The organism is Shewanella sp. HN-41 (assembly GCF_000217915.1).
Lineage (GTDB): Bacteria > Pseudomonadota > Gammaproteobacteria > Enterobacterales > Shewanellaceae > Shewanella.
On record NZ_AFOZ01000043.1, the window covers coordinates 104787 to 126289 of the forward strand.

16 protein-coding genes are annotated in these 21503 nt (G+C 48.3%); all 16 read left to right on the forward strand.

Translation table 11 applies throughout. From position 1 onward, the window contains the following. Window positions 1-36 precede the first annotated feature (36 nt). Entirely contained in the window at window positions 37-1116 is a 1080-nt protein-coding gene (locus SOHN41_RS16970) for a sensor histidine kinase (protein ID WP_007651409.1), read from the forward strand. Then, window positions 1116-1712 carry a response regulator transcription factor gene (locus tag SOHN41_RS16975; protein ID WP_007651410.1) on the forward strand — a complete coding sequence of 199 codons (597 nt, stop codon included), beginning with the start codon at window positions 1116-1118 and terminating at the stop codon, window positions 1710-1712. Before SOHN41_RS16970 ends, SOHN41_RS16975 begins: the two co-directional genes overlap by 1 nt. A gap of 169 nt (window positions 1713-1881) precedes the next feature. Beyond that, the gene (locus SOHN41_RS16980) at window positions 1882-3003 is read left to right on the forward strand and encodes an ATP-binding protein (protein WP_007651411.1); all 1122 of its coding nucleotides are present in this window, start codon (window positions 1882-1884) and stop codon (window positions 3001-3003) included. Window positions 3004-3191: 188 nt separating this feature from the next. Next, a complete protein-coding gene (locus SOHN41_RS16985) occupies window positions 3192-3635 on the forward strand; it encodes a hypothetical protein (RefSeq protein WP_139058397.1) in 444 nt (147 codons plus the stop codon). Window positions 3636-4373: 738 nt separating this feature from the next. Continuing rightward, window positions 4374-7379: a ligand-binding sensor domain-containing diguanylate cyclase gene (locus tag SOHN41_RS19645; protein ID WP_007651415.1), complete on the forward strand. Its 3006-nt coding sequence runs from the start codon at window positions 4374-4376 to the stop codon at window positions 7377-7379. 448 nt (window positions 7380-7827) lie between these two features. After that, window positions 7828-8064 (forward strand): hypothetical protein, encoded by a 237-nt coding sequence (locus SOHN41_RS16995; protein WP_007651417.1) that lies wholly within the window; start codon window positions 7828-7830, stop codon window positions 8062-8064. A gap of 160 nt (window positions 8065-8224) precedes the next feature. Then, on the forward strand, window positions 8225-8743 hold the full coding sequence (locus tag SOHN41_RS17000) for a DUF1579 family protein (protein WP_202797554.1): 519 nt from the start codon (window positions 8225-8227) through the stop codon (window positions 8741-8743). Window positions 8744-9486: 743 nt separating this feature from the next. After that, window positions 9487-10476, forward strand: a complete 990-nt coding sequence (locus SOHN41_RS17005; RefSeq protein ID WP_007651422.1) for a sensor domain-containing diguanylate cyclase — start codon at window positions 9487-9489, stop codon at window positions 10474-10476. A gap of 136 nt (window positions 10477-10612) precedes the next feature. After that, on the forward strand, window positions 10613-12139 hold the full coding sequence (locus tag SOHN41_RS17010) for a YifB family Mg chelatase-like AAA ATPase (RefSeq protein ID WP_007651424.1): 1527 nt from the start codon (window positions 10613-10615) through the stop codon (window positions 12137-12139). A gap of 100 nt (window positions 12140-12239) precedes the next feature. Next, window positions 12240-13136: an acyltransferase gene (locus SOHN41_RS17015; RefSeq protein ID WP_007651425.1), complete on the forward strand. Its 897-nt coding sequence runs from the start codon at window positions 12240-12242 to the stop codon at window positions 13134-13136. Window positions 13137-13149: 13 nt separating this feature from the next. Continuing rightward, window positions 13150-14094, forward strand: coding sequence for an acyltransferase (locus SOHN41_RS17020; RefSeq protein WP_007651426.1), 945 nt, complete (start codon window positions 13150-13152; stop codon window positions 14092-14094). A 361-nt stretch (window positions 14095-14455) separates the two neighbouring features. Beyond that, window positions 14456-15217: a GntR family transcriptional regulator gene (locus SOHN41_RS17025; protein WP_007651431.1), complete on the forward strand. Its 762-nt coding sequence runs from the start codon at window positions 14456-14458 to the stop codon at window positions 15215-15217. A gap of 51 nt (window positions 15218-15268) precedes the next feature. Beyond that, on the forward strand, window positions 15269-16147 hold the full coding sequence (gene prpB, locus SOHN41_RS17030) for a methylisocitrate lyase (protein WP_007651432.1): 879 nt from the start codon (window positions 15269-15271) through the stop codon (window positions 16145-16147). Window positions 16148-16290: 143 nt separating this feature from the next. Next, the gene (gene prpC / locus SOHN41_RS17035; RefSeq protein ID WP_007651433.1) at window positions 16291-17418 is read left to right on the forward strand and encodes a bifunctional 2-methylcitrate synthase/citrate synthase; all 1128 of its coding nucleotides are present in this window, start codon (window positions 16291-16293) and stop codon (window positions 17416-17418) included. Window positions 17419-17499: 81 nt separating this feature from the next. Next, on the forward strand, window positions 17500-20103 hold the full coding sequence (gene acnD, locus SOHN41_RS17040; RefSeq protein WP_037459553.1) for a Fe/S-dependent 2-methylisocitrate dehydratase AcnD: 2604 nt from the start codon (window positions 17500-17502) through the stop codon (window positions 20101-20103). 148 nt (window positions 20104-20251) lie between these two features. Beyond that, the gene (gene prpF / locus SOHN41_RS17045; protein ID WP_007651438.1) at window positions 20252-21466 is read left to right on the forward strand and encodes a 2-methylaconitate cis-trans isomerase PrpF; all 1215 of its coding nucleotides are present in this window, start codon (window positions 20252-20254) and stop codon (window positions 21464-21466) included. Window positions 21467-21503: the final 37 nt, after the last annotated feature.

Here is a 21503-nt window from a genome sequence, read left to right on the forward strand (position 1 = left end):
ATAATCCAACAACCACTACAGCTTCACAGAGGCGCTATGACGAGCACACCCCTTCAAATCGAGCGAAAACTCGCGTGGATCTATCTGATAAATTTAGTATTTTATCTTATTCCTTTGTTTCTAAGCACCTACCCTTTATGGAAAATAGCCTTAAGTTTAACCGTGCTTATTCCCTTTATCGCCAGCTACTTCTGGGCCTATAAATGTAACTATCGCAGCGCCTATAAACCCATTCTGGTGATGGTACTCATCGGAAGCGCCATAACCCCCATCAACCCTGGCTCTATCTCACTGTTCACCTTCGCAGGCTTTTTTATCGGTTTCTTTTACCCACTCAAATCCAGCATATTCTTCCTGCTCGGCCTAGTCGCTTTATTATTTGGCTTAAATGAGGTGTGTAACTTTGGAAATTTCTATTTCCCCCTTTACGGCTCGGCACTGGTGCTCGGCGTCGGCATGTTGGGGCTGGCCGAACGCAAGCGCTATCAACATAAGTTAAAAGCTCAACAGAGCTCCCAAGAAATTAGCACCCTCGCCACTATGGTCGAACGGGAGCGTATCGCGCGGGACCTACACGACATTATGGGTCACAGCTTATCTTCCATTGCCCTTAAGGCCGAGTTAGCCGAAAAACTCATCGCAAAACAAGAATATGAACTCGCATCGACTCAACTGATTGAACTGGGTCAGATCGCAAGGGAAAGCCTAAGCCAAATTCGCCATACTGTCTCAGACTACAAGCACAAAGGATTAGAGAGTTGCGTCACCCAGCTTTGTAAATCCTTAAGAGATAAAGGATTATGTGTCGAACTCCATGGTGAGATCCCTAAACTGCCCGCCAGAATAGAGAGTCAACTTGGCTTGATCCTCACCGAACTGGTTAATAATATTCTCCGCCATAGCGGTGCCAGTGAATGTTATATTACCTTTGGCAAGCAAGCCGATCACCTGCGGGTTGAGGTCAAAGACAATGCGACGGCTAAACCCTTAGTCGAAGGCAATGGACTCACAGGGATCCGTGAACGCTTAGACAGCCTAGGCGGCAGCTTGAACTACAATCTCGATCAAGGATACGCCTTTAGCGTCAGTTTACCTCTGCAGGGAAAAGCAACTTAATGAAGATTTTACTGGCTGAAGACCAAGCCATGGTGCGTGGCGCCCTCGCAGCCCTGTTAACCCTCGCGGGTGGATTTACTATCACTCAGGCCAGCGACGGCGATGAAGCCCTAAGCTTACTCAAACAACAGAGCTTTGATCTCTTACTCACTGATATAGAGATGCCGGGACGCACAGGCCTAGAGCTTGCGGCTTGGCTTAAAGATCAGCAAAGTCACACTAAAGTTGTAGTGATCACCACCTTTGGCCGTGCAGGTTATATCAAACGCGCCATTGAAGCAGGCGTCGGTGGCTTTCTCTTAAAGGATGCGCCCTCGGAAACCTTAGTCAATGCGATCCAACAAGTTATTGCGGGTAAACGGGTGATAGATCCTGAGCTTGCCATGATGGCCATAGGTGATGTCGATCCCCTTAACGATAAAGAACGTCGTGCCCTACGCCTTGCCAGCGAAGGAAAATCCACCGTAGAAATTGCCGAAACGCTGTTTATTGCCGAGGGTACAGTGCGCAATTATCTATCGGAAGCCATCGCTAAACTCAATGCCAGCAATCGGATCGATGCGGCACGTATCGCCAGACAAAAAGGCTGGTTATGATACTCTTTCAGACACATTAGTACGCATTAACTCAACCGATAACAAATAAAAACATATAAAATCAATTGATTACAAATATTAATCTTAGCTAATAGGTTTGAAAAACGCGCATACGCACTAATAAAATGTTATATCTCTAATAAGCATCGCACGAGGTAAAAAAGATCCCATGAAAAAAATCAACCCGTTTAAACCTAATAGCCCTGTCTCAACAGGAATGTTTGCAGGTCGTATAAATGAGATAAAGCTGCTTGAACAAGCGCTATATCAGACTAAGCACGATCAACCTAGCAATTTTCTTATTACTGGAGAAAGAGGTATTGGGAAGTCGTCACTCATGATGATTTTAAAGGATTTTTCTTCAGGAACATTTGAAACATTAGATCATGGTAAATTTAATTTTCTAACCATCAATATAGTTATTTCAGAAAGAATGAGCTTGTTGACGTTTATTAAGTTAATCGAGAGAAATATTAAACGGGAACTTGGAAAAGTAGAAGCAATTAGAAGCTTCATGAATAGCACGTGGGACTTTGTGCAACGAATAAAGATTATGGATTCAGGAATCGATCAATTAAACGTTACAGAAGACTCTGATCTAGTGATCAATGATTTTTCATACTCGCTTTCAGAAACATGTAAAAGAATTATTAATCCAGAAAAAGGCGAGGATAAAAAAGATGGAATTGTCTTTATCATTGACGAGGCTGACAATGCCTGTGATGACTTACATATAGGTTATTTCTTCAAAGTTGTCACTGAATTACTTCAGCAAAATGGCTGCAATAACATTATGTTCATCGTTGTTGGCCTACCGGAAATATCTTCAAAGCTTGCGAAATCGCATGAATCCTCTTTGCGTATTTTTAATCATATTAGAGTCAAAGAACTTAATCCAACAGATAGATTTTACGTAATTGATAAAGGCATGGAAGAAGGCAATCGAATTAATGATGAAAAAACATCAATAAGTGAAGATGCGAAGCGGCATATATCTACTCTGTCAGAGGGATATCCTCACTTCATCCAGCAATTTGCGCATACAGCTTTTGAATATAACTCTGATGGCGAGATCTCAGCTGAAGACGTACTAGAAGGTGCGTTTAAGGATGGCGGGGCTATAGACGCAATTGGGTCAAGATATTATGCCTCAGATTTCCATTCAAAAATAAAATCAGATGAATATCGTCAAGTGCTTGGAATTATGGCTGAAAGCATGAACGAATGGATTAAAAAAGTGACATTAGAGAAAAGTTTACTGGACTTGATCAGACTCTTACTGATGCTTTAGCTGCGTTAACACAAAGAAAAATAATTCTTAAAAATGATTCCGTTAGAGGTGAGTACAGGCTTCAGCAAAGAGGCTTTGCTCTTTGGATTAAGCTATTTGGCTCTAGGGGTAAGTGATATAACAAGCAAAGGCAGCCGACGCTTACAGCGAAGCTGCTTTGAGCGTTATGGCAATAAATGGTGATCGGTGTGTTTGATAAAAACGGAATCTATTTTGAGCACTCAGAAAGCTGGCAGTTAACTGAAGAGCTTTGGGATGATGATATTTCCACATTAACATTCGAGGATGAAAATGGGATATATATGATTGACATCTACCATGCTGGGAAAGGGCCAGAACTATTGGATTATGCAAATAAACACTTTTCCTGTTTTAAAAAAGAGCTTCCGTTCCTATCTAAAATCATTGGCGATCCAGTCATCACAAATATTTCTGTTGATGGAGTTTCTGGTTTGACGTTGGAGTTTATGGTTAAGTCATTTTTTCTATTAAAAACTAACTATCTAAACCCAATATTTAGAGTTTCAAGCCAGAAAAGTATTAGCTTTATTTCTGCGCAATACCCAAAATCAGAAGGCAACGAGTTGTCGGTGGGGCTAGGTCAAGTATTGGCAAGTTACCATGCAAACTAGTGAAGACCATAACAAAGCCTGTCAGCACCGCTCTCTGCGGTCGCAGGACCTCGTTTCGCTCGGCCGCTGCTGGCGGCGTTGGTATGACTCCCCACGTCAAGCAGAGCGCACGAATATCGGCCTAATTATTTAAGCCTTATTTTTACGTGACTCAAAAGGATTGAGTTAATGCAGTAGATGAAGCAAGTAACTTCGTCGGTTGTCATGCTGATATCCGTGGATTACTTATCTTTCGGCAAGCTGATAGTGCCCGAGATAACCTTCTAAGATGCTTGCAAGCACTTTGACAACACCCGCAATCGCGGGTGTTTTTTTATCTGTACGGCAATAGATATTTCAGTCTGGTAAAACTTGTTAAGCAACTGTTATTTAGGTAATCTTTTACAAGCAGCCGGAATCAGGAAGACCCAGGTCAAGGATAAACACTCAGGAAAGGCACTTTTTGCCTCGCATTATCCCCGCCACCCTAAGGGTAATAAAGCCCACTAAAGGAAAGCCTTAACACATTGTTTTTTCATGGCTTAGATGCCATTTATAATCAAAGGAGTCCTGCGGTAACTATGTCCGTTGCCAGCCAATCGTCAAACAAAATCACGCTCAACCCAGACGGTCCAATGGGCTGACAGTACCAACATAATGTTGTCCCTGCACGTAGGTGTAAATAACTTAGCCAGACACGGATGTATCACAACATATACTTTCTAAACACTGATGATTCGTTACGTAAGTAGGATAATTATGCGTATTTTCCCCCAGCTACGCCCTGCTCGGCTCACCAATGCGCTCTTTTTCTTTTTATGGGCAAACCTCACCTTTGCCGCTTTACCCAATTCATCCCTCAATCATATGTCCTACCAGACCTGGGATCAGAGCAACGGCCTACCGCAAATTTCAGTCAATGACATGGTATTCGGACCACAGGGGCGTTTATGGGTTGGTACCGAGCGAGGGCTGGCTCGTTTCGACGGAAACACCTTCACGCCCGTCGATATTCTCAGTCACCCGGCATTCAAAGCCAACTGGATAACCCGGCTTTTTAGCGACAATAACAAACGACTTTGGATCGGCACAATTAAAAACTTGGCAGTATTGGAGAATGGGCAGTTCAAGGCGGTTACTACAGCAACAAACCATCATAGCGGGCGAATCAATGACATCACCCAAACTAAAGATGGTGACCTGTGGTTTGCCGCAGACACCTTGCTAAAGCTCGAACAAGACCACCTTGCACCGGTACAGGGTTGGCAAGGAAGTCCCACAGCGCTGTTATCCATAGAGAACAGGGTCTGGGTTGCAAGCCAAAGTCGACTCAGCCTCCTCGAAAACGGTACTTGGCAGCACTTTGATCTTCCAGAAAAGTGGCATCAAACACGTATCACAGGGCTGGCCTATGCTCAGAACACGCTTTGGCTTGGAACTAGTAATGGCCTATTGACGTTTATAAACGGTCAATTCGGTACTATCCCACTTCCCCAGGATAAAGTTGCGGACCTTTATATCCGTAATATCGTAGCCGATGACGATGATGTTTTGCTCAGCACGTACAGCAGTTTTTATCGTCTGAGAAATAAAAAAGTAATCGAGCATCTGGAATCTGGCGATGCCAGTTTTCTTCCCAGGGCAATGCGTATTCTACCCGAACGTAATGGTGTATGGATTGCCAGTCTGACCGAGGGATTGCGTCATTATTGGGCCGATAATGCGGTTGTTTACAGTACCAAAGATAATGCCCCCGACAATTTGGTCTGGTCGATGACACCTGCTGGCAACAATGTTCTGTTCGGCACGGCAAAAGGCGTAGGTATTTGGCAACAGGGCACTATCTCAACCTTTATTGAACCGGATGATTTGCCCGATCCGATCGCCTATTCCTTACTGACGGACAGTCAAAAGCGGGTCTGGGTTGGTACGTTTCATGGTTTAGCTCGCTATTCTGAAACAGGGCAGCTGCAACACACTTACTCCAGCCTGTCACAGGTTAAAGTAAACGGCATGTTGGAAGACAACCGGCACCGAATTTGGATCGCTACTGCCGACGGACTGTATCGGATTAACGAGGATAAGGTACATAAATTCGGTGATTCCGACGGTTTAACAGAGACTGCATTTAGAGCGATCCTCGAAATCAGTGACGATGAAATGTGGATAGGCTCGGAAAATGGCCTGTTTCGCTATTCTAAAGGTACGTTCACCCGGGTCAATGAACCGGAACTCAAACAAGTCCTGATCTCCTCCCTAGCACTGCTGAACAACGGAAATCTGGCTGTCGGCACCTATGATCACGGTTTGTATATCTATGGCCGTGACGGATGGACCCGCTACACCCAACAAAATAATCTCCCAATAACCACGGCCTTTTCACTGGAAGTATATGCAGATCAACTTGTTGTCAGCACACCGGACGGGGTCTATTCAATTTGGCAAAATGATCTGAAAGAACACCCAAATGCCGACTATCAACTACCGCTCCGGTTTTTACTCTACGACCCAGGACGCAGGCCCGGCCGTTCAACTATCCGCTGCTGCAACGGTATGGGCAACGGAAAAAGTGCTTTGTTGGAAAATGATGCCTTTTTCCCTTCATCACAAGGATTGGTTAAAATCGATTTGGCAAACGCCGGCGCAGCCCTGCCCCATGCCAACTTCGACGTTTATCACTGGGACGATAAAAAACTGCCTGTCAACGCAAATAACACCTTACCCGTGGGAGAGCGGAGAATGTACATCAGTTACAGTGCAAACGATTTCCGAGACGGCCCGTTATTAAATTACCGCTATCGTATTGTAGGCCTTAACGAACATTGGCGAGACATAGGAGAAAAACGCAGTATCGACATTGAAAATTTGCCCGTCGGTCAAATCGAATTTGAGGTACAAGCGCGAAGACCTTTTGAAGCATGGGGGCCCACTGCAACAGCCCGCTTTACGGTTCCACCACGTTTCACCGAAACCCTGACTTTTGAAGTGCTTGTTCTGCTGCTTACTATAGGCACTATCATAGTGTTTATTCGCTGGCGACTCACAGCCCTGTCTCGGCAAGCCGCTGAATTGGAAAAAATTGTTGCCGAACGAACCGAATCACTGGCCAAAGCCAACGATGCGCTTAAGCTCGCCAGCAATACCGATCCCTTAACGGGACTTCGCAATCGCCGTTTTATGTTGGATCAGATAGATAATTTAGCTGCCACTATCAGCCGCCAGCGCACCAAACACGATCCTCAAGCGTGTCTCGGCTTTTTGCTCATCGATATTGACCACTTTAAGCGAGTGAACGACCACTATGGCCACGCTATCGGCGATGAAGTATTGAAAACAGCAAGTAAAACAATATCTTCTTGTATGCGTGACGAGGAATATGTGCTGCGCTGGGGAGGAGAGGAATTTTTAATTGTCGCGCCACACACGCATCACGATACCTTGCCCATCATCGCCGAGCGGGTAAGAAGCGCAATCGAGTCCACCGAATGCGATCCCCGCATCACTATTTCTGTCGGGTTTGCCAGTTGGCCACTTACCGGAGCCCCGGCCGATCACGCTTGGGACAATGCTGTGGAAATGGCCGATCATGCCTTGTACTGTGCGAAGCGCGCAGGCCGAAATCGCTGTGCAGAACTGTGTCTGTCCGCGATTCCTAAATCAGCATGGCCCGAACACATCGGCATGGAACAGGTAGAAGCCTGGCGACAAGATGGCCTGGCCAAGGTCTTGTTTACCAACGCCAAAGATTTAGTCTCTACCCCGTGACAGGGGGAATTCCGTCAATCATTATTACGCTCATTCTGGTGATTTTTCGCGCCAACCTTTGAAGTGCATGACCAGGGTATCCAACTGTTTGGTGAGCGTGTCTATCTGCTATTAAAGGGGTTTAAGTATGGTCTTGATGGACGCATGAAGGGGCTTGGGCAGGATTTGCAGGCGTTTTTCTCCATGGTGGACATCTCCAGCAATTCAATTGGGGGCGCCTGCCAAACATCGAGCTGCAGCATGAAGACCCTCAATTGATCCAAAAACAAACGGAATTAACCATACAAGACCAGCCAGCACCGCTCTGGATCTCGTTTCGCTCGGCCGCTGCTGGCTGCGTTAGCCATGCAAAGGAATTGCATGAGTGTCGTAACTAGCATCAAAAAATTGATTTGGAATTTTGGAGCAATCCGTTTTTGGGTTTGGGTTCAAAGTTATAGGTTTTGGAATGGACCTGTTTTGGCTCGAGGGACCTTCCTTATGTGCATATACGGATGTGGCCGAATTTGCTTCCCCCAATGGCAAGAAGGTTGCCACATTAGGTTACTCGGATTGTGGTGCAACGACAAATTGGCAAACAGGTATAAACACCATAGATGTTGAAAGCGGAAAAGAGTTTAATGGCCCCTTAGGGCTTGGCGGAAAGCCTGAAAATTTAAAAGTGGTGTGGACGGCAGATATATAATTAACTTTTCGTGACTTTCCGATAGATAAGTTACTTTGGTTCAACCAAGACTATATGTCGGGTGTAAAAGTCAAAATAGAGGCCTGTATGGCTAACAAGCAAATTCATGCGACGCCAAACCGCGGCGCGGCTGTTTAGGGCGTTAACGCTCAGGAGAAATATGCGTCTTTTTCAAGCTTCAGTAACAATCCTCCTTGCGACTTCGATGGCCACTTCTGTGGCCTTTGCTGCAGAGTCCTCCGGAGCCCGACCGGCCCTGCTGAAAGCGCTCGACGGTCAATGGGTGATGGTTGGCGACGTCATGGGCAAGCCGGTCCAGTACGACATGGAGGCGTCCCCTACCCTCCAGGGAACTTTCACGGAGATTCATATGAATGACGTGCAAGTGCCGTCCCAGTACGAGGCGCGGGTGTTCATCGGCGCGGACAAGGATCACCAGGTTATTGCCCATTGGCTTGATAGCTTCGGCGGCAAGTACTCGGTTCCTCATGGCACTGGGTCTATCTCCGGCAACTCCGTTGTCTTCAACATTCCCTATCCAGGTGGGCAGTTCCGCGACACTTTGATCTTCCAGCCAGCGCAACAGACTTGGACGCTGTCCATCGAGGCCGCCCAGCCTGATGGCTCTTGGAAGCACTTCGCCAAGTACAACATTCGGCGCAAGTCGGCTGAGCGCTAACAATTCATTCAAGCCGAAACCGCTTCGCGGCTCGGCCTAATTCAGGCTTAATCCAGAGAGATTTGCGAGACGACCGTCCACCCCATGGCCGCTTTTTGGCATCCATGCCATCGCGGCGTTGGTGAATCCATTATCATCAGACAGAGCGGCCCTGCATCCAAGGGCGGGCTCGAACAACATCCCGGTTTAACTGCCAGTTCGCCTTCCATGGCTCTCGTTCATAAACTTAGAAACCCTAGGTTTCGATTCACAGTGTCGACGAGTGAGCGCCATGGCAAGCCTGTAAGTGAATGTTATTATTTGAGCTAAACGACATGCGCCTTAATTGGGGATACCTTAATTGGGGATACATAATGCGGGTCAATTAGGCCACACCATCAAACAAGTCACTCTGGCCAGTAATTGGCCCACTCTGCGCTAGATTACAAACTAGTATTATGCTCAAACATGGAAGTTTGGCTAAGCGAGGGATGAAACAGAATGCTCACTATAATCAGCTGCCGTTGCCCATAGATTAAACCAGCCACTTTCAGCGCAGACACTAACGCTAAACACACTGTTCACCTTCGCACTCAATACAAAGCTATGCATTAAGACCGTGATTTAGCAGTTCATTATTTATGATGTTTTTTATTTAGCGGTTTCCTTTAGCACTAACCTAAATGCACTACACTTCAGTATGATAATGGTTGTTTTATCGACTCACTATATTTAATTAAAAATCAGTTATGTAGGGTTAAAGCATGCCATCACGTGAGCAACTGCTACAGGTTATTAATATTCAGTCTGAAATAGCTAAGCTAGGGCTAGATTTAGGCGGGGTCATGCAATATGTCGTAGAGCAAACACTACCTTTGATTGATGCAGATGGCGCCGCGATTGAACTAGTCGAAGATGGTGATATGGTGTACCGGGCGGCTTCGGGCATAGCCGCACCTCAGCTTGGACTACGACTAAAGATTGATGCTAGCTTATCTGGTTTATGTATTAAAACGGGAGAGGTACTCGCCTGCTTCGATGCAGCTACGGATACTCGGGTCGATCACGCCGCCTGCAATAAAGTCGGTTTGCGCTCTATGCTGGTCATGCCCCTAAAGTACCAAGGTGCCACCGTTGGCGTGCTTAAAGCCGTATCGCGGCATGTCGGTAAGTTTCAACAACCGGATATCACACTGCTAAATATGCTATCGGAAGTCGTGGCTGCCGCCATGTATTTTTCGGTCAAATACGATAACGATAATTTGTTCTTCAAAGCCACGCACGACAGTATGACTGGCCTCGCCAACCGCGCATTGTTTATGGACCGACTACACAATGCAATAGCTCGAGCGAAGCGCGAACAACTCTCCACAGGCCTGTTAATGATGGATATGGACGGGCTGAAACAGATCAACGATATGCATGGTCACCGTGCTGGAGATGCCGTGCTGTTGGAACTTGCCAAACGCCTGCGACAGACAACCCGCGACACAGATCTCGCGGCCCGACTCGGCGGGGATGAATTCGGCATGATTTTAACACCACTGGAAAGCCCAGATGCAGTCACAGCGGCGCTCCTACGTATCGAAGCGGCCATGGTGCCACCTTTGACATTTGAAGGCAGCAACTACCAGTTACAAGTCAGCATTGGTGCCGTCGTATTGCCACTGGATGGTATGGAAGCCGACAAACTGCTGGAGCTGGCAGATCAACGCATGTATGCGATGAAACATTTACACAAAAATAAGCCCTAAAAGTAGAGGGCGCCAACCCTAGCGTGAAACGGATAACCTATTGCTGAAGCAAGAATAACGTACTGATAGCAAAGCCATCACCCCAATTGCTGCTACACTCAAATTCTGTGCAATATCTCTACAAAAGGATTTGTTTATGGCGATTGCCTGCGTCAATACCCGAGCCAGTTGTGGGGTAGAAGCCCCAGAAGTCACAGTTGAAGTCCACCTCAGCAATGGCCTACCCGCATTTAACTTAGTGGGATTGCCAGAAGCCTCTGTAAAAGAAGCACGCGAGCGAGTGCGTAGCGCACTGATCAATGCAGGGTTTGAATTCCCGATGCGCAGAATAACCGTCAACCTTGCACCAGCCGATTTACCTAAGCAAGGAGGCCGTTACGACTTACCCATTGCCATTGGTATACTCGCGGCCTCGGAGCAAATACCCGCTAACAGCCTCAAAAATACCGAGTTTGTAGGTGAGTTAGCCCTATCGGGGCAAATTCGGTACTGCCAAGGGTTGCTACCCGCGATTATTGCGGCAAAGCGTCAGGACAACACTTTGATTTTGCCGCTAGAAAATCGCCATGATGCCGAGTTAGTCGGTTATCACAGGGTATTTTTTGGCTCACATTTACAGAGCCTTGCAGCCTTTTTGCTGGGTCAAGCACCACTGCCCGAACTCGATAGCCACCTCGAATGGGTGAGTGAAGCCGCACCGGAGTCAGAGCATTGTCTAAGCGATGTGATAGGCCAATATCAAGCAAAGCAAGCGCTGGAGATTGCCGCCGCGGGTAACCATAATTTGTTGATGTTAGGCCCTCCGGGAACGGGCAAAACCATGCTGGCGAGCCGCATGATGGCACTACTTCCGACCTTAAGTTATGAAGAGGCCTTAGAAGTCGCCGCGATTCACTCAGTTGCAGGACTCGATATCAAGCCGCAACATTTTTTAAAACGCCCCTTTAGAGCTCCTCACCACACAAGTTCATCCATCTCCCTCGTTGGCGGAGGCAGTATACCTAAGCCAGGTGAAATATCCCTCGCCCATCGCGGCGTATTATTTTTAGATGAAGTGGCTGAATTTCCACGTAAAGTGCTCGACTGCCTACGTGAACCGATGGAGACGGGCGAGGTAGTGATCTCCCGCGCCGCCGCTAAGCTCACCTTTTTAAGTCGCTTCCAATTGATCGCCGCTATGAATCCCAGCCCCAGTGGCGATATAGATACCCATAACCGCGCGACCCCAGATCAAGTGCAGCGTTACCTTGCAAGATTGTCTGGTCCCTTCCTCGATAGATTCGATCTCACCATCGAGGTGCCAAAACTTCCCCCAGGCACACTCACCCAGGCCTCGGCGCCGAGCGAAACCAGCCAAGAGGTCGCCAAACGAGTCAAACGCGCCCGGGATATTCAGCTCGCGAGGGCTGGGGTGCTCAATAGCGAACTCTCGGGCAAGCAGCTAAAACGCTTCAGTGGCCTAAGTGAGGCCGATCTGATTTTTTTAGAGCAAAGCGTGGTTAAACTTGGGCTCTCAGTGCGCAGTTTTCATCGCATACAAAGGGTTGCCCGCACCATTGCCGACCTTGAGCAAGCGCCCAATACCGAAAGGCGTCACTTAGCCCAAGCCTTAGGTTATCGCGCCATGGACAGATTGTTAGCGCGATTATCCCAGCAATATTGAGACAATAAATGTTAACAAATGCACCGACCAGCTGACCGATGATTGAGCCAAAGGCCGACACCGAGTAACATAGGCCTCCAATTTTTGTCAGGGGGCGCTAATGGTGACGCTGTTTTCACAGATCAAAGGCTGTATAGCCTTCTTAGGCTATGTCGTTAATACGATTTTTTGGGCGATCCCAATTATCTTGGGCAGTGTTATCAAACTCATCCCCTTTGCTCCACTAAGAACGGCCACCAGTTATGTGCTCGATTTTTGCGCCAGTGCCTGGATTAGTGTTAACGGTGTCATTGAGCGTTTACTGCATCCAGTGAAAATCGAACTAACGGGCGATACCCAATTTTCAACCAAAGAGTGGTACATGGTGATCGCTAACCACCAATCTTGGGTGGATATTTTGATCCTGCAGCGCATTTTTAACCACAAGATCCCCTTCCTCAAGTTCTTCTTAAAACAGGAACTGATTTTTGTGCCCATACTCGGACTAGCTTGGTGGGCACTGGACTTTCCTTTTATGCGCCGTTATAGCACTGCGCAGCTTAAAAAAAATCCCAAGTTAAAGGGTAAAGATATTGAAATCACACGTAAAGCTTGCGCTAAATTTAAGGCTAAGCCAGTGAGTGTGATGAACTTTGTCGAAGGGACACGTTTCCACAAAACTAAGCATAAAAAGCAAAACTCACAGTTCCAACATTTGTTAAAACCCAAAGCGGGTGGTATGGCCTTCGCGCTATCGGCCATGGGAGAACAGATCCATAAGCTAGTGGATGTGGCTATCTACTACCCAGATCATGTTCCCAGCTATTGGGACTACCTGACAGGCAAGCTGCCAAGCGTTAAAGTGCACATTAAAATATCCGATATCGATCCCGCCATGCGCGGGGATTATATGAATGACCGCGATTTCAAGATTGGCTTTCAAGAACAGTTAAATCAGCTCTGGCTCACCAAGGATCGAGTGATAAGCCAGCTCGCTGGCCAAGTGAATAAAGAATAAGGGTGGCGCCAATATGTTGAATTTCCTTCCCGGTCCCGTGCTGTTTATTCTCAGCTTGAGCCTATTGATCATTAATACCGCCATTTGGGGTACGCTCGTCTGCCTCGGCGGCTTAGTGAAAATACTGATGCCAGTGCAAGGGGCTCGTAATGCGGTGACAGCACTAATGAACCGCTTTATGTGGGCGTGGGCGAGCTGTAATGGCGGCATTTTATTTTTGATCGCCAAAATCGAATGGGATGTTCAAGGGCTTGACGGACTAGACAAAAATGGCTGGTATTTACTGATCAGCAACCATCTGAGCGGTTTTGATATCGCGGCGCAAACTTACTTATTGCGCAACCATATCCCTATGCTGAAGTTTTTCCTCAAGAAAGAACTGATCTACGTGCCCATTATGGGCCTAGGTTGCTGGGCGCTGGATATGCCATTTATGGACCGAACCAGCCCAGCAAAACTCAAAAAGAACCCTAAATTGAAGGGGAAGGACTTAGCCACGACTCGCCGTGCCTGTGAAAAATTTAAGAATATGCCAACCTCTATTATCAACTATGTAGAGGGTAGCCGTTTTACAGAGGATAAGCGCCAGCGTCAGGATTCGCCCTATCAATATTTATTACGTCCCAAGGCTGGAGGCATTGCCTTTACGTTGTCGGCTATGGGCGAGCAATTTACCAATTTGTTGGATATCACCTTAGTGTATCCAGATGCGCCAGAGGATATTTTGTTTGGTGTGATGAATGGTAAAGTGAATAAAATCATAGTACGAGTGCGTGCTCTGCCCGTTCCCCAAGTCGATGCTAACCGTTATTTTTCCGAGTCCGAATACCGTGTCGAATTTCAGCGCTGGTTAAATCAACTTTGGGCAGAAAAAGATCAACAGATCCATAGTCTGCTCCATAGCCGACAAACACAAAGCGATAGTGCCACCAGCACCAACCATACCCAGGCTCACTAATTCACTAGTTCCCCCCCAATATACCCAATCATGCCTAAAGGCTGTTTGGGTATATAGCCCATGCCGCTAATAGCATTTCCCCCATTACGTTATTGCACCATGACTGGACTCAGTCCTGCCCTAGTCAAACATCACCTTTTCATTGCGATAAAAGCATTAATTGTCGACAATCCTGCATTTAAAACTTTAGATCAAAAAATAATAAAATTACATTATAAAAATAAATTTATATAAATCAATAAAATAACAAAGAACCTCCATGATATAGGCAGTTACCCAACCACCCACATTGTTGACAATGTTCCGATAGAGGTCTATTTTTTCTCCATTGTCGACAATCCTCTGAATAGTGATGCGCTATATGTTAAAGCAAGATGCGAGGTTCAATAATGATGACACCCAAAGCCAAACGGCCGATAAGGTGAAGTCTGTTACTCCCGAAAAAACCTCGACTACATTAGCCGATCAAATTTTGGTGCAGATCCAAACCAGCATCATCAAAGGCGAGTTGCCTGCGGGCAGTAAGATTAACGAACAAGCACTGGCCGAAAAATACGGCATTAGCCGCGGTCCAACCCGCGAGGCACTGCAAACCTTAGAAAGACAACGCTTAGTCGTACGTGCCCCCCATATTGGCGCCCGTGTTGCCCAGCTAACAGTGAGCGAGCTTAACGATTTATATCAACTGCGTAGCGTACTCGAAGGCATGGCCTGCGAACTGGCTGCCAGCCGTATCACCCCCGAACAGCTCGCTAAGTTAGAAGATCTTCTTGCGGCTCAAGAAGCGGCGCTGATTAAGGGGGATACCTATTTCCAAGAAGAAGGTGATGTCGATTTTCACTACCAAATCATTCAAGCCAGTGGCAATAAACATCTGCAGGAAACCTTAATCGGTGGCCTGTATCACCTACTGCGGATGTACCGTTACCAATGCACCAATCAGAATCGCCCCGTTAAGGCCATTGCAGAACACAGACGCATAGTGGAAGCCATAGCCCTGCGCGATGGTGAATTAGCGGGACTCCTAATGCGCCGTCATATAGAACAAGGCCGCAAAAACACCGAATTACGTTTGATTGAATTACAAGCCAATGCCGCCGCTAAAGAAACCTTAGCCAACTAAAGCTAAGTACACACGGCCCAATATGCCTATAAAAAGATAAGGACAAAGACCATGACACAAAGTGCAGGATTACGTTTTCGCCAAGCCCTCGCCAACGCTAAACCGTTGCAAATCCTTGGTACGACCAATGCTTACTTTGCCTTAATGGCAGAGCAAACCGGCTTTCAAGCCCTTTACCTCTCCGGAGCCGGTGTCGCTAACGCTTCCTACGGTTTACCCGACTTAGGCATGACGTCGATGAATGATGTGCTGATCGATGCGGGCCGCATCACCTCAGCAACCCAATTACCTCTGTTAGTCGATATCGACACTGGCTGGGGTGGCGCATTTAATATCGCCCGTACCATTAAAGAGTTTGAAAAAATTGGTGTTGCCGCCGTGCACATGGAAGACCAAGTGTCACAAAAACGCTGTGGCCATAGACCCAATAAAGCCGTAGTCAGCACCGAAGAAATGGTGGATCGCATTAAAGCCGCCGTCGATGCCCGTACCGACCCTAACTTTGTGATCATGGCGCGCACCGATGCGGTTGCCGTTGAAGGTTTAGAGGCCGGAATCGAGCGCGCCAAGGCCTATATTGCCGCCGGTGCCGATATGATTTTCGCCGAAGCTTTAACCGAGCTGGACCAATATCGCCACTTCAAGGCGCAGGTTAACGCCCCGATCCTGGCGAATATGACCGAGTTTGGCCAAACCCAGCTATTCAATAAAGAACAACTCGCCGAAGCGGGCGCCGATATGGTGCTTTATCCCCTCGGCACTTTCCGTGCGGCCAATCAAGCGGCATTGAAGGTGATGCAAGCGCTGATGAATGACGGTCATCAACGCAATGTGTTGGACACTATGCAGAGCCGCACGGATCTGTATAAGTATTTGGGCTACCACGCCTTTGAAGACAAGCTAGATCAACTGTTTAACCAAGATAAATAACCGACAAGCTGCAACCCTACACTCGGTTGAAGCCAATAGGCACTCAACCGTTCAGGCCTTATGCCTTGCAGCATTAACCCATAAAAGTCAGTAGCCTAATAAGGTCTGGCAATACTAAACAGAGTTAACGGAAGGGAAGAATCATGTCAGAAGCGAAAAAGTTAAGTGGCGCAGGATTACGTGGCCAGAGCGCAGGGGAAACCGCATTAAGTACAGTGGGCGTTTCAGGCAGTGGTCTCACGTACCGCGGTTATGATGTGAAGGATCTTGGCGAAAACGCCACCTTCGAAGAAGTCGCCTACCTTATTCTTTATGGTGAACTGCCAACTCAGGCCCAATTAGATGCCTATAAGACCAAACTCAAAGGTCTGCGTGGTCTGCCACAGGCATTAAAAGAAGTGTTAGAACGCATTCCCGCCGACACTCACCCAATGGATGTGATGCGTACTGGCTGTTCAATGTTAGGTAACTTAGAAGCCGAGCATAACTTTAGCGAGCAGAGTGAAATTGCCGACCGTTTACTGGCGGCCTTCCCATCGATTATCTGTTACTGGTATCGCTTTAGCCATGATGGCGTGCGTATCGAAACCGAAACCCAAGACGATCAAATAGGTGCTCACTTCCTCCACCTATTGCACGGTAAAGCTCCTTCTGCGTTACACGCAAAAGTGATGGATGTATCCCTCATTCTTTATGCAGAACACGAATTTAACGCATCCACTTTTACCGCCCGAGTGTGTGCTTCAACCCTGTCGGACATGCATTCCTGCGTGACAGGCGCGATCGGTTCACTGCGCGGTCCACTCCATGGCGGCGCAAACGAAGCGGCCATGGAACTTATCCAAGATATGAAAGATGAAGCCGATGCCCGCGATATTCTGATGGGCAAGTTAGAACGTAAAGACAAGATCATGGGCTTCGGTCACGCGATTTACCGCGAATCTGACCCACGTAACGCCATTATCAAAGAATGGTCTGAAAAGCTGGCCGCCGATTATGGTGATGATCGCCTCTACCGCGTCTCGGTTGCCTGCGAAGCCCTGATGTGGGAACAGAAAAAACTCTTCTGTAATGCTGACTTCTTCCACGCCAGCGCTTACCACTTTATGGGCATTCCGACTAAATTGTTTACCCCCATTTTCGTGTGTTCACGGGTAACGGGTTGGACTGCACATGTGATGGAGCAACGCTCTAACAACCGCATCATTCGCCCAAGTGCCGACTATGTGGGCGTAGCACCCCGTAAAGTGGTGCCGATTGCTAACCGTTAATGTTTAACAACATGAACTGGCGCTAAGGCGTCAGTTTCTCTTTAAGATCCCCGAATGGATCATGTGATGAGCACCGATGTTATGAGCACTATCATAAATACCCAGTATCGCAAGCCCTTACCAGGCACTGCACTCGATTATTTCGATACCCGCGAGGCCGTTGAAGCCATTGCCCCCGGCGCCTATGCCAAGCTCCCTTACACCTCACGCGTGCTGGCGGAAAACTTAGTCCGTCGCTGTGAGCCAAGCGCATTAACCGACTCGCTAAAACAAATCATTGAATCTAAACAGGAGCTGGACTTCCCTTGGTTTCCCGCCCGCGTGGTCTGCCACGATATTTTAGGGCAAACCGCCCTCGTTGACCTTGCGGGTCTGCGTGATGCGATTGCTGCTAAGGGTGGCGATCCGGCCAAAGTGAACCCTGTTGTGCCGACACAATTGATTGTGGATCATTCCCTCGCAGTGGAATATGGCGGCTACGATAAAGACGCCTTTGCAAAAAACCGCGCCATCGAAGACAGACGCAACGAAGACAGGTTCCACTTTATTAATTGGACTCAAAAGGCCTTTAAAAACATCGATGTTATCCCACAAGGGAACGGCATCATGCATCAAATTAACCTAGAACGTATGTCACCCGTGGTCCATGCCCGTGACGGCGTTGCCTTCCCTGATACCTTAGTCGGTACCGACAGCCATACTCCACACGTAGATGCGCTGGGCGTTATCGCCATCGGTGTGGGTGGTCTTGAGGCAGAAAGTGTGATGTTAGGCCGCGCATCCTATATGCGTCTGCCGGACATTATCGGCGTCGAGCTGACTGGCAAGCCTCAACCTGGCATCACGGCGACTGACATAGTGTTAGCCTTGACCGAATTCCTGCGTAAGGAAAAAGTGGTTTCCTCTTACCTTGAGTTCTTCGGCGAAGGCGCAGCGGCACTGACCCTAGGTGATCGCGCGACGATTTCGAACATGACGCCTGAATTTGGCGCCACCGCAGCCATGTTCTATATCGATCAACAAACGCTAGATTATTTGACCCTCACGGGTCGCGAAGCCGAACAAGTCAAACTGGTAGAAACCTATGCCAAGACAGCAGGTTTGTGGAGCGATGACTTAAAACAGGCCGAATATCCACGCACATTACACTTTGACCTCTCATCAGTGGTGCGCACCATTGCGGGCCCCTCTAATCCACATGCTCGCGTGCCTACCTCGGAACTCGCCGAGCGTGGAATTAGCGGAGTGGTCGAGAATGAGCCTGGTCTGATGCCTGATGGCGCCGTGATCATCGCCGCCATCACTAGCTGTACCAACACCAGTAACCCACGTAACGTGATTGCCGCGGGCCTGATTGCCCGTAACGCCAATGCGAAGGGCTTGAGTCGTAAACCTTGGGTCAAAACCTCACTCGCCCCTGGCTCCAAAGCGGTACAACTCTATTTAGAAGAAGCCAATCTGTTGCCCGAGCTTGAGCAACTTGGCTTTGGGATCGTCGGCTTTGCCTGCACCACCTGTAACGGCATGAGCGGCGCGCTGGATCCTGTGATCCAGCAGGAAGTGATCGACCGCGATTTATACGCCACCGCAGTATTATCCGGTAACCGTAACTTCGATGGCCGAATCCATCCCTATGCAAAACAGGCGTTTCTAGCATCACCGCCATTAGTGGTCGCCTACGCGATTGCGGGCACCATACGTTTCGATATCGAAAAGGATGTCCTGGGCTTAGATAAAGACGGTAACCCAATCAAACTCATTGATATTTGGCCATCGGATGAAGAAATCGATGCCGTAATTGCGAACAGCGTTAAGCCAGAGCAGTTCCGCAAAGTATATGAGCCCATGTTTGATTTAGTCGTCGATTACGGCGAAAAAATCAGCCCCCTATACGACTGGCGTCCACAGTCTACCTATATTCGTCGCCCCCCTTACTGGGAAGGCGCCTTAGCGGGCGAACGTACCCTCAAGGGCATGCGTCCACTAGCGGTACTGGGTGACAACATCACCACCGACCATTTATCGCCTTCTAACGCGATTATGATGGACAGCGCCGCGGGTGAATATCTGCATAAAATGGGTTTGCCGGAGGAAGACTTTAACTCCTATGCCACCCACAGGGGCGATCACTTAACCGCCCAGCGCGCGACCTTTGCCAACCCTAAGCTGAAAAACGAAATGGCCATTGTCGACGGTAAGGTGAAGCAAGGTTCGCTTGCCCGTATCGAGCCCGAAGGTCAAGTGACTCGCATGTGGGAAGCCATTGAAACCTATATGGATCGCAAGCAACCACTGATCATTATCGCTGGCGCCGACTATGGCCAAGGCTCATCACGCGATTGGGCTGCAAAAGGTGTACGTTTAGCGGGTGTAGAGGCCATCGTCGCCGAAGGCTTCGAGCGCATTCATCGCACCAACTTAGTGGGTATGGGCGTGTTGCCGCTGGAATTTAAGGCGGGTGAAAACCGTACAACCTATGGCATAGATGGCACGGAAGTGTTCGATGTGCTCGGTACGCCATCACCACGGGCGGATTTAACCGTCGTCATCACCCGTAAAAATGGTGAGCGCGTTGAAGTGCCCGTCACCTGTCGTCTCGATACGGCGGAAGAAGTCTCAATCTACGAGGCTGGCGGCGTGCTACAACGCTTCGCCCAGGACTTCCTCGAATCGAATCAGGCTTAAATCGATGCTCGAGTCTTGTTTAAGAATCAAGGCTCGAACAATCGAATATCAGCTCAATATGAGTTAGTTAAACCGAGCTCCAGTAACTTCGCCATGATGTTGCTGGCGCTCATTTGGAGTCCATTGGGAGTCCTTTTGGAGTCAATGTATGAATGCTTCAACAACCCTCGCGCCGCAAATTAAAATCGCCGCAACTTACATGCGCGGCGGCACCAGTAAGGGCGTGTTTTTCCGTCTACAGGATTTACCTCTGGCAGCCCAAGTACCAGGCCCTGCCCGCGATGCCTTATTACTGCGAGTCATTGGTAGCCCAGATCCCTACGGTAAACAGATCGATGGCATGGGCGGTGCCACCTCGAGCACCAGCAAGACAGTGATCCTCTCTAAGAGCACACGCTCGGATCACGATGTCGACTACCTGTTTGGCCAAGTCGCCATAGACAAACCCTTTGTCGATTGGAGTGGCAACTGTGGTAATTTAACCGCCGCCGTCGGCGCTTTCGCTATCAGCAATGGTTTAATTGATGCTGCACACATTCCACAGGATGGCATTTGCACAGTGCGAATTTGGCAGGCCAACATAGGCAAAACCATTATCGCCCATGTGCCCATCACCCAGGGTGAAGTACAGGAAACCGGCGATTTTGAGCTCGATGGTGTAACCTTTCCCGCCGCCGAAGTGCAAATCGAGTTTATGAACCCGGCTGCGGACGAAGATGCCAATTCTAACGGTGGGAGTGGCAGCATGTTCCCCACGGGTAATCTTGTGGATGTACTTGAAGTGCCGGGCATTGGCAGCTTTAACGCCACTATGATCAACGCTGGCATACCCACCATTTTCATCAATGCCGAAGACTTAGGTTATACGGGCACTGAACTGCAGGATGATATCAACGGCGACAGCGCCGCGCTGGCTAAGTTTGAAACCATTCGAGCCTATGGTGCTGTGCGTATGGGGTTGATTGCACATATAGATGAAGCCGCATCACGCCAGCACACTCCCAAAGTAGCCTTTGTTGCTAAACCTAAGAGCTATGTGTCATCTAGCGGCAAAACCGTCAATGCTGAGGACATAGATCTGCTGGTACGCGCCCTCTCCATGGGTAAATTGCACCACGCTATGATGGGTACAGCGGCGGTAGCCATTGGTACAGCGGCGGCAATTCCCGGCACCCTAGTCAATCTCGCCGCAGGTGGCGGTCAAAAAAGTGCGGTGCGCTTCGGCCATCCCTCAGGCACCTTACGGGTTGGTGCGCAGGCGTCACTCGTTGATGGCGAATGGACAGTGGTCAAGGCCATTATGAGCCGCAGCGCCCGCGTGCTGATGGAAGGTTTTGTACGAGTACCGAGTGATAGTTTCTAATCGTTTATCTGGTTCTGGATTCAATCGCTAAAGGCGT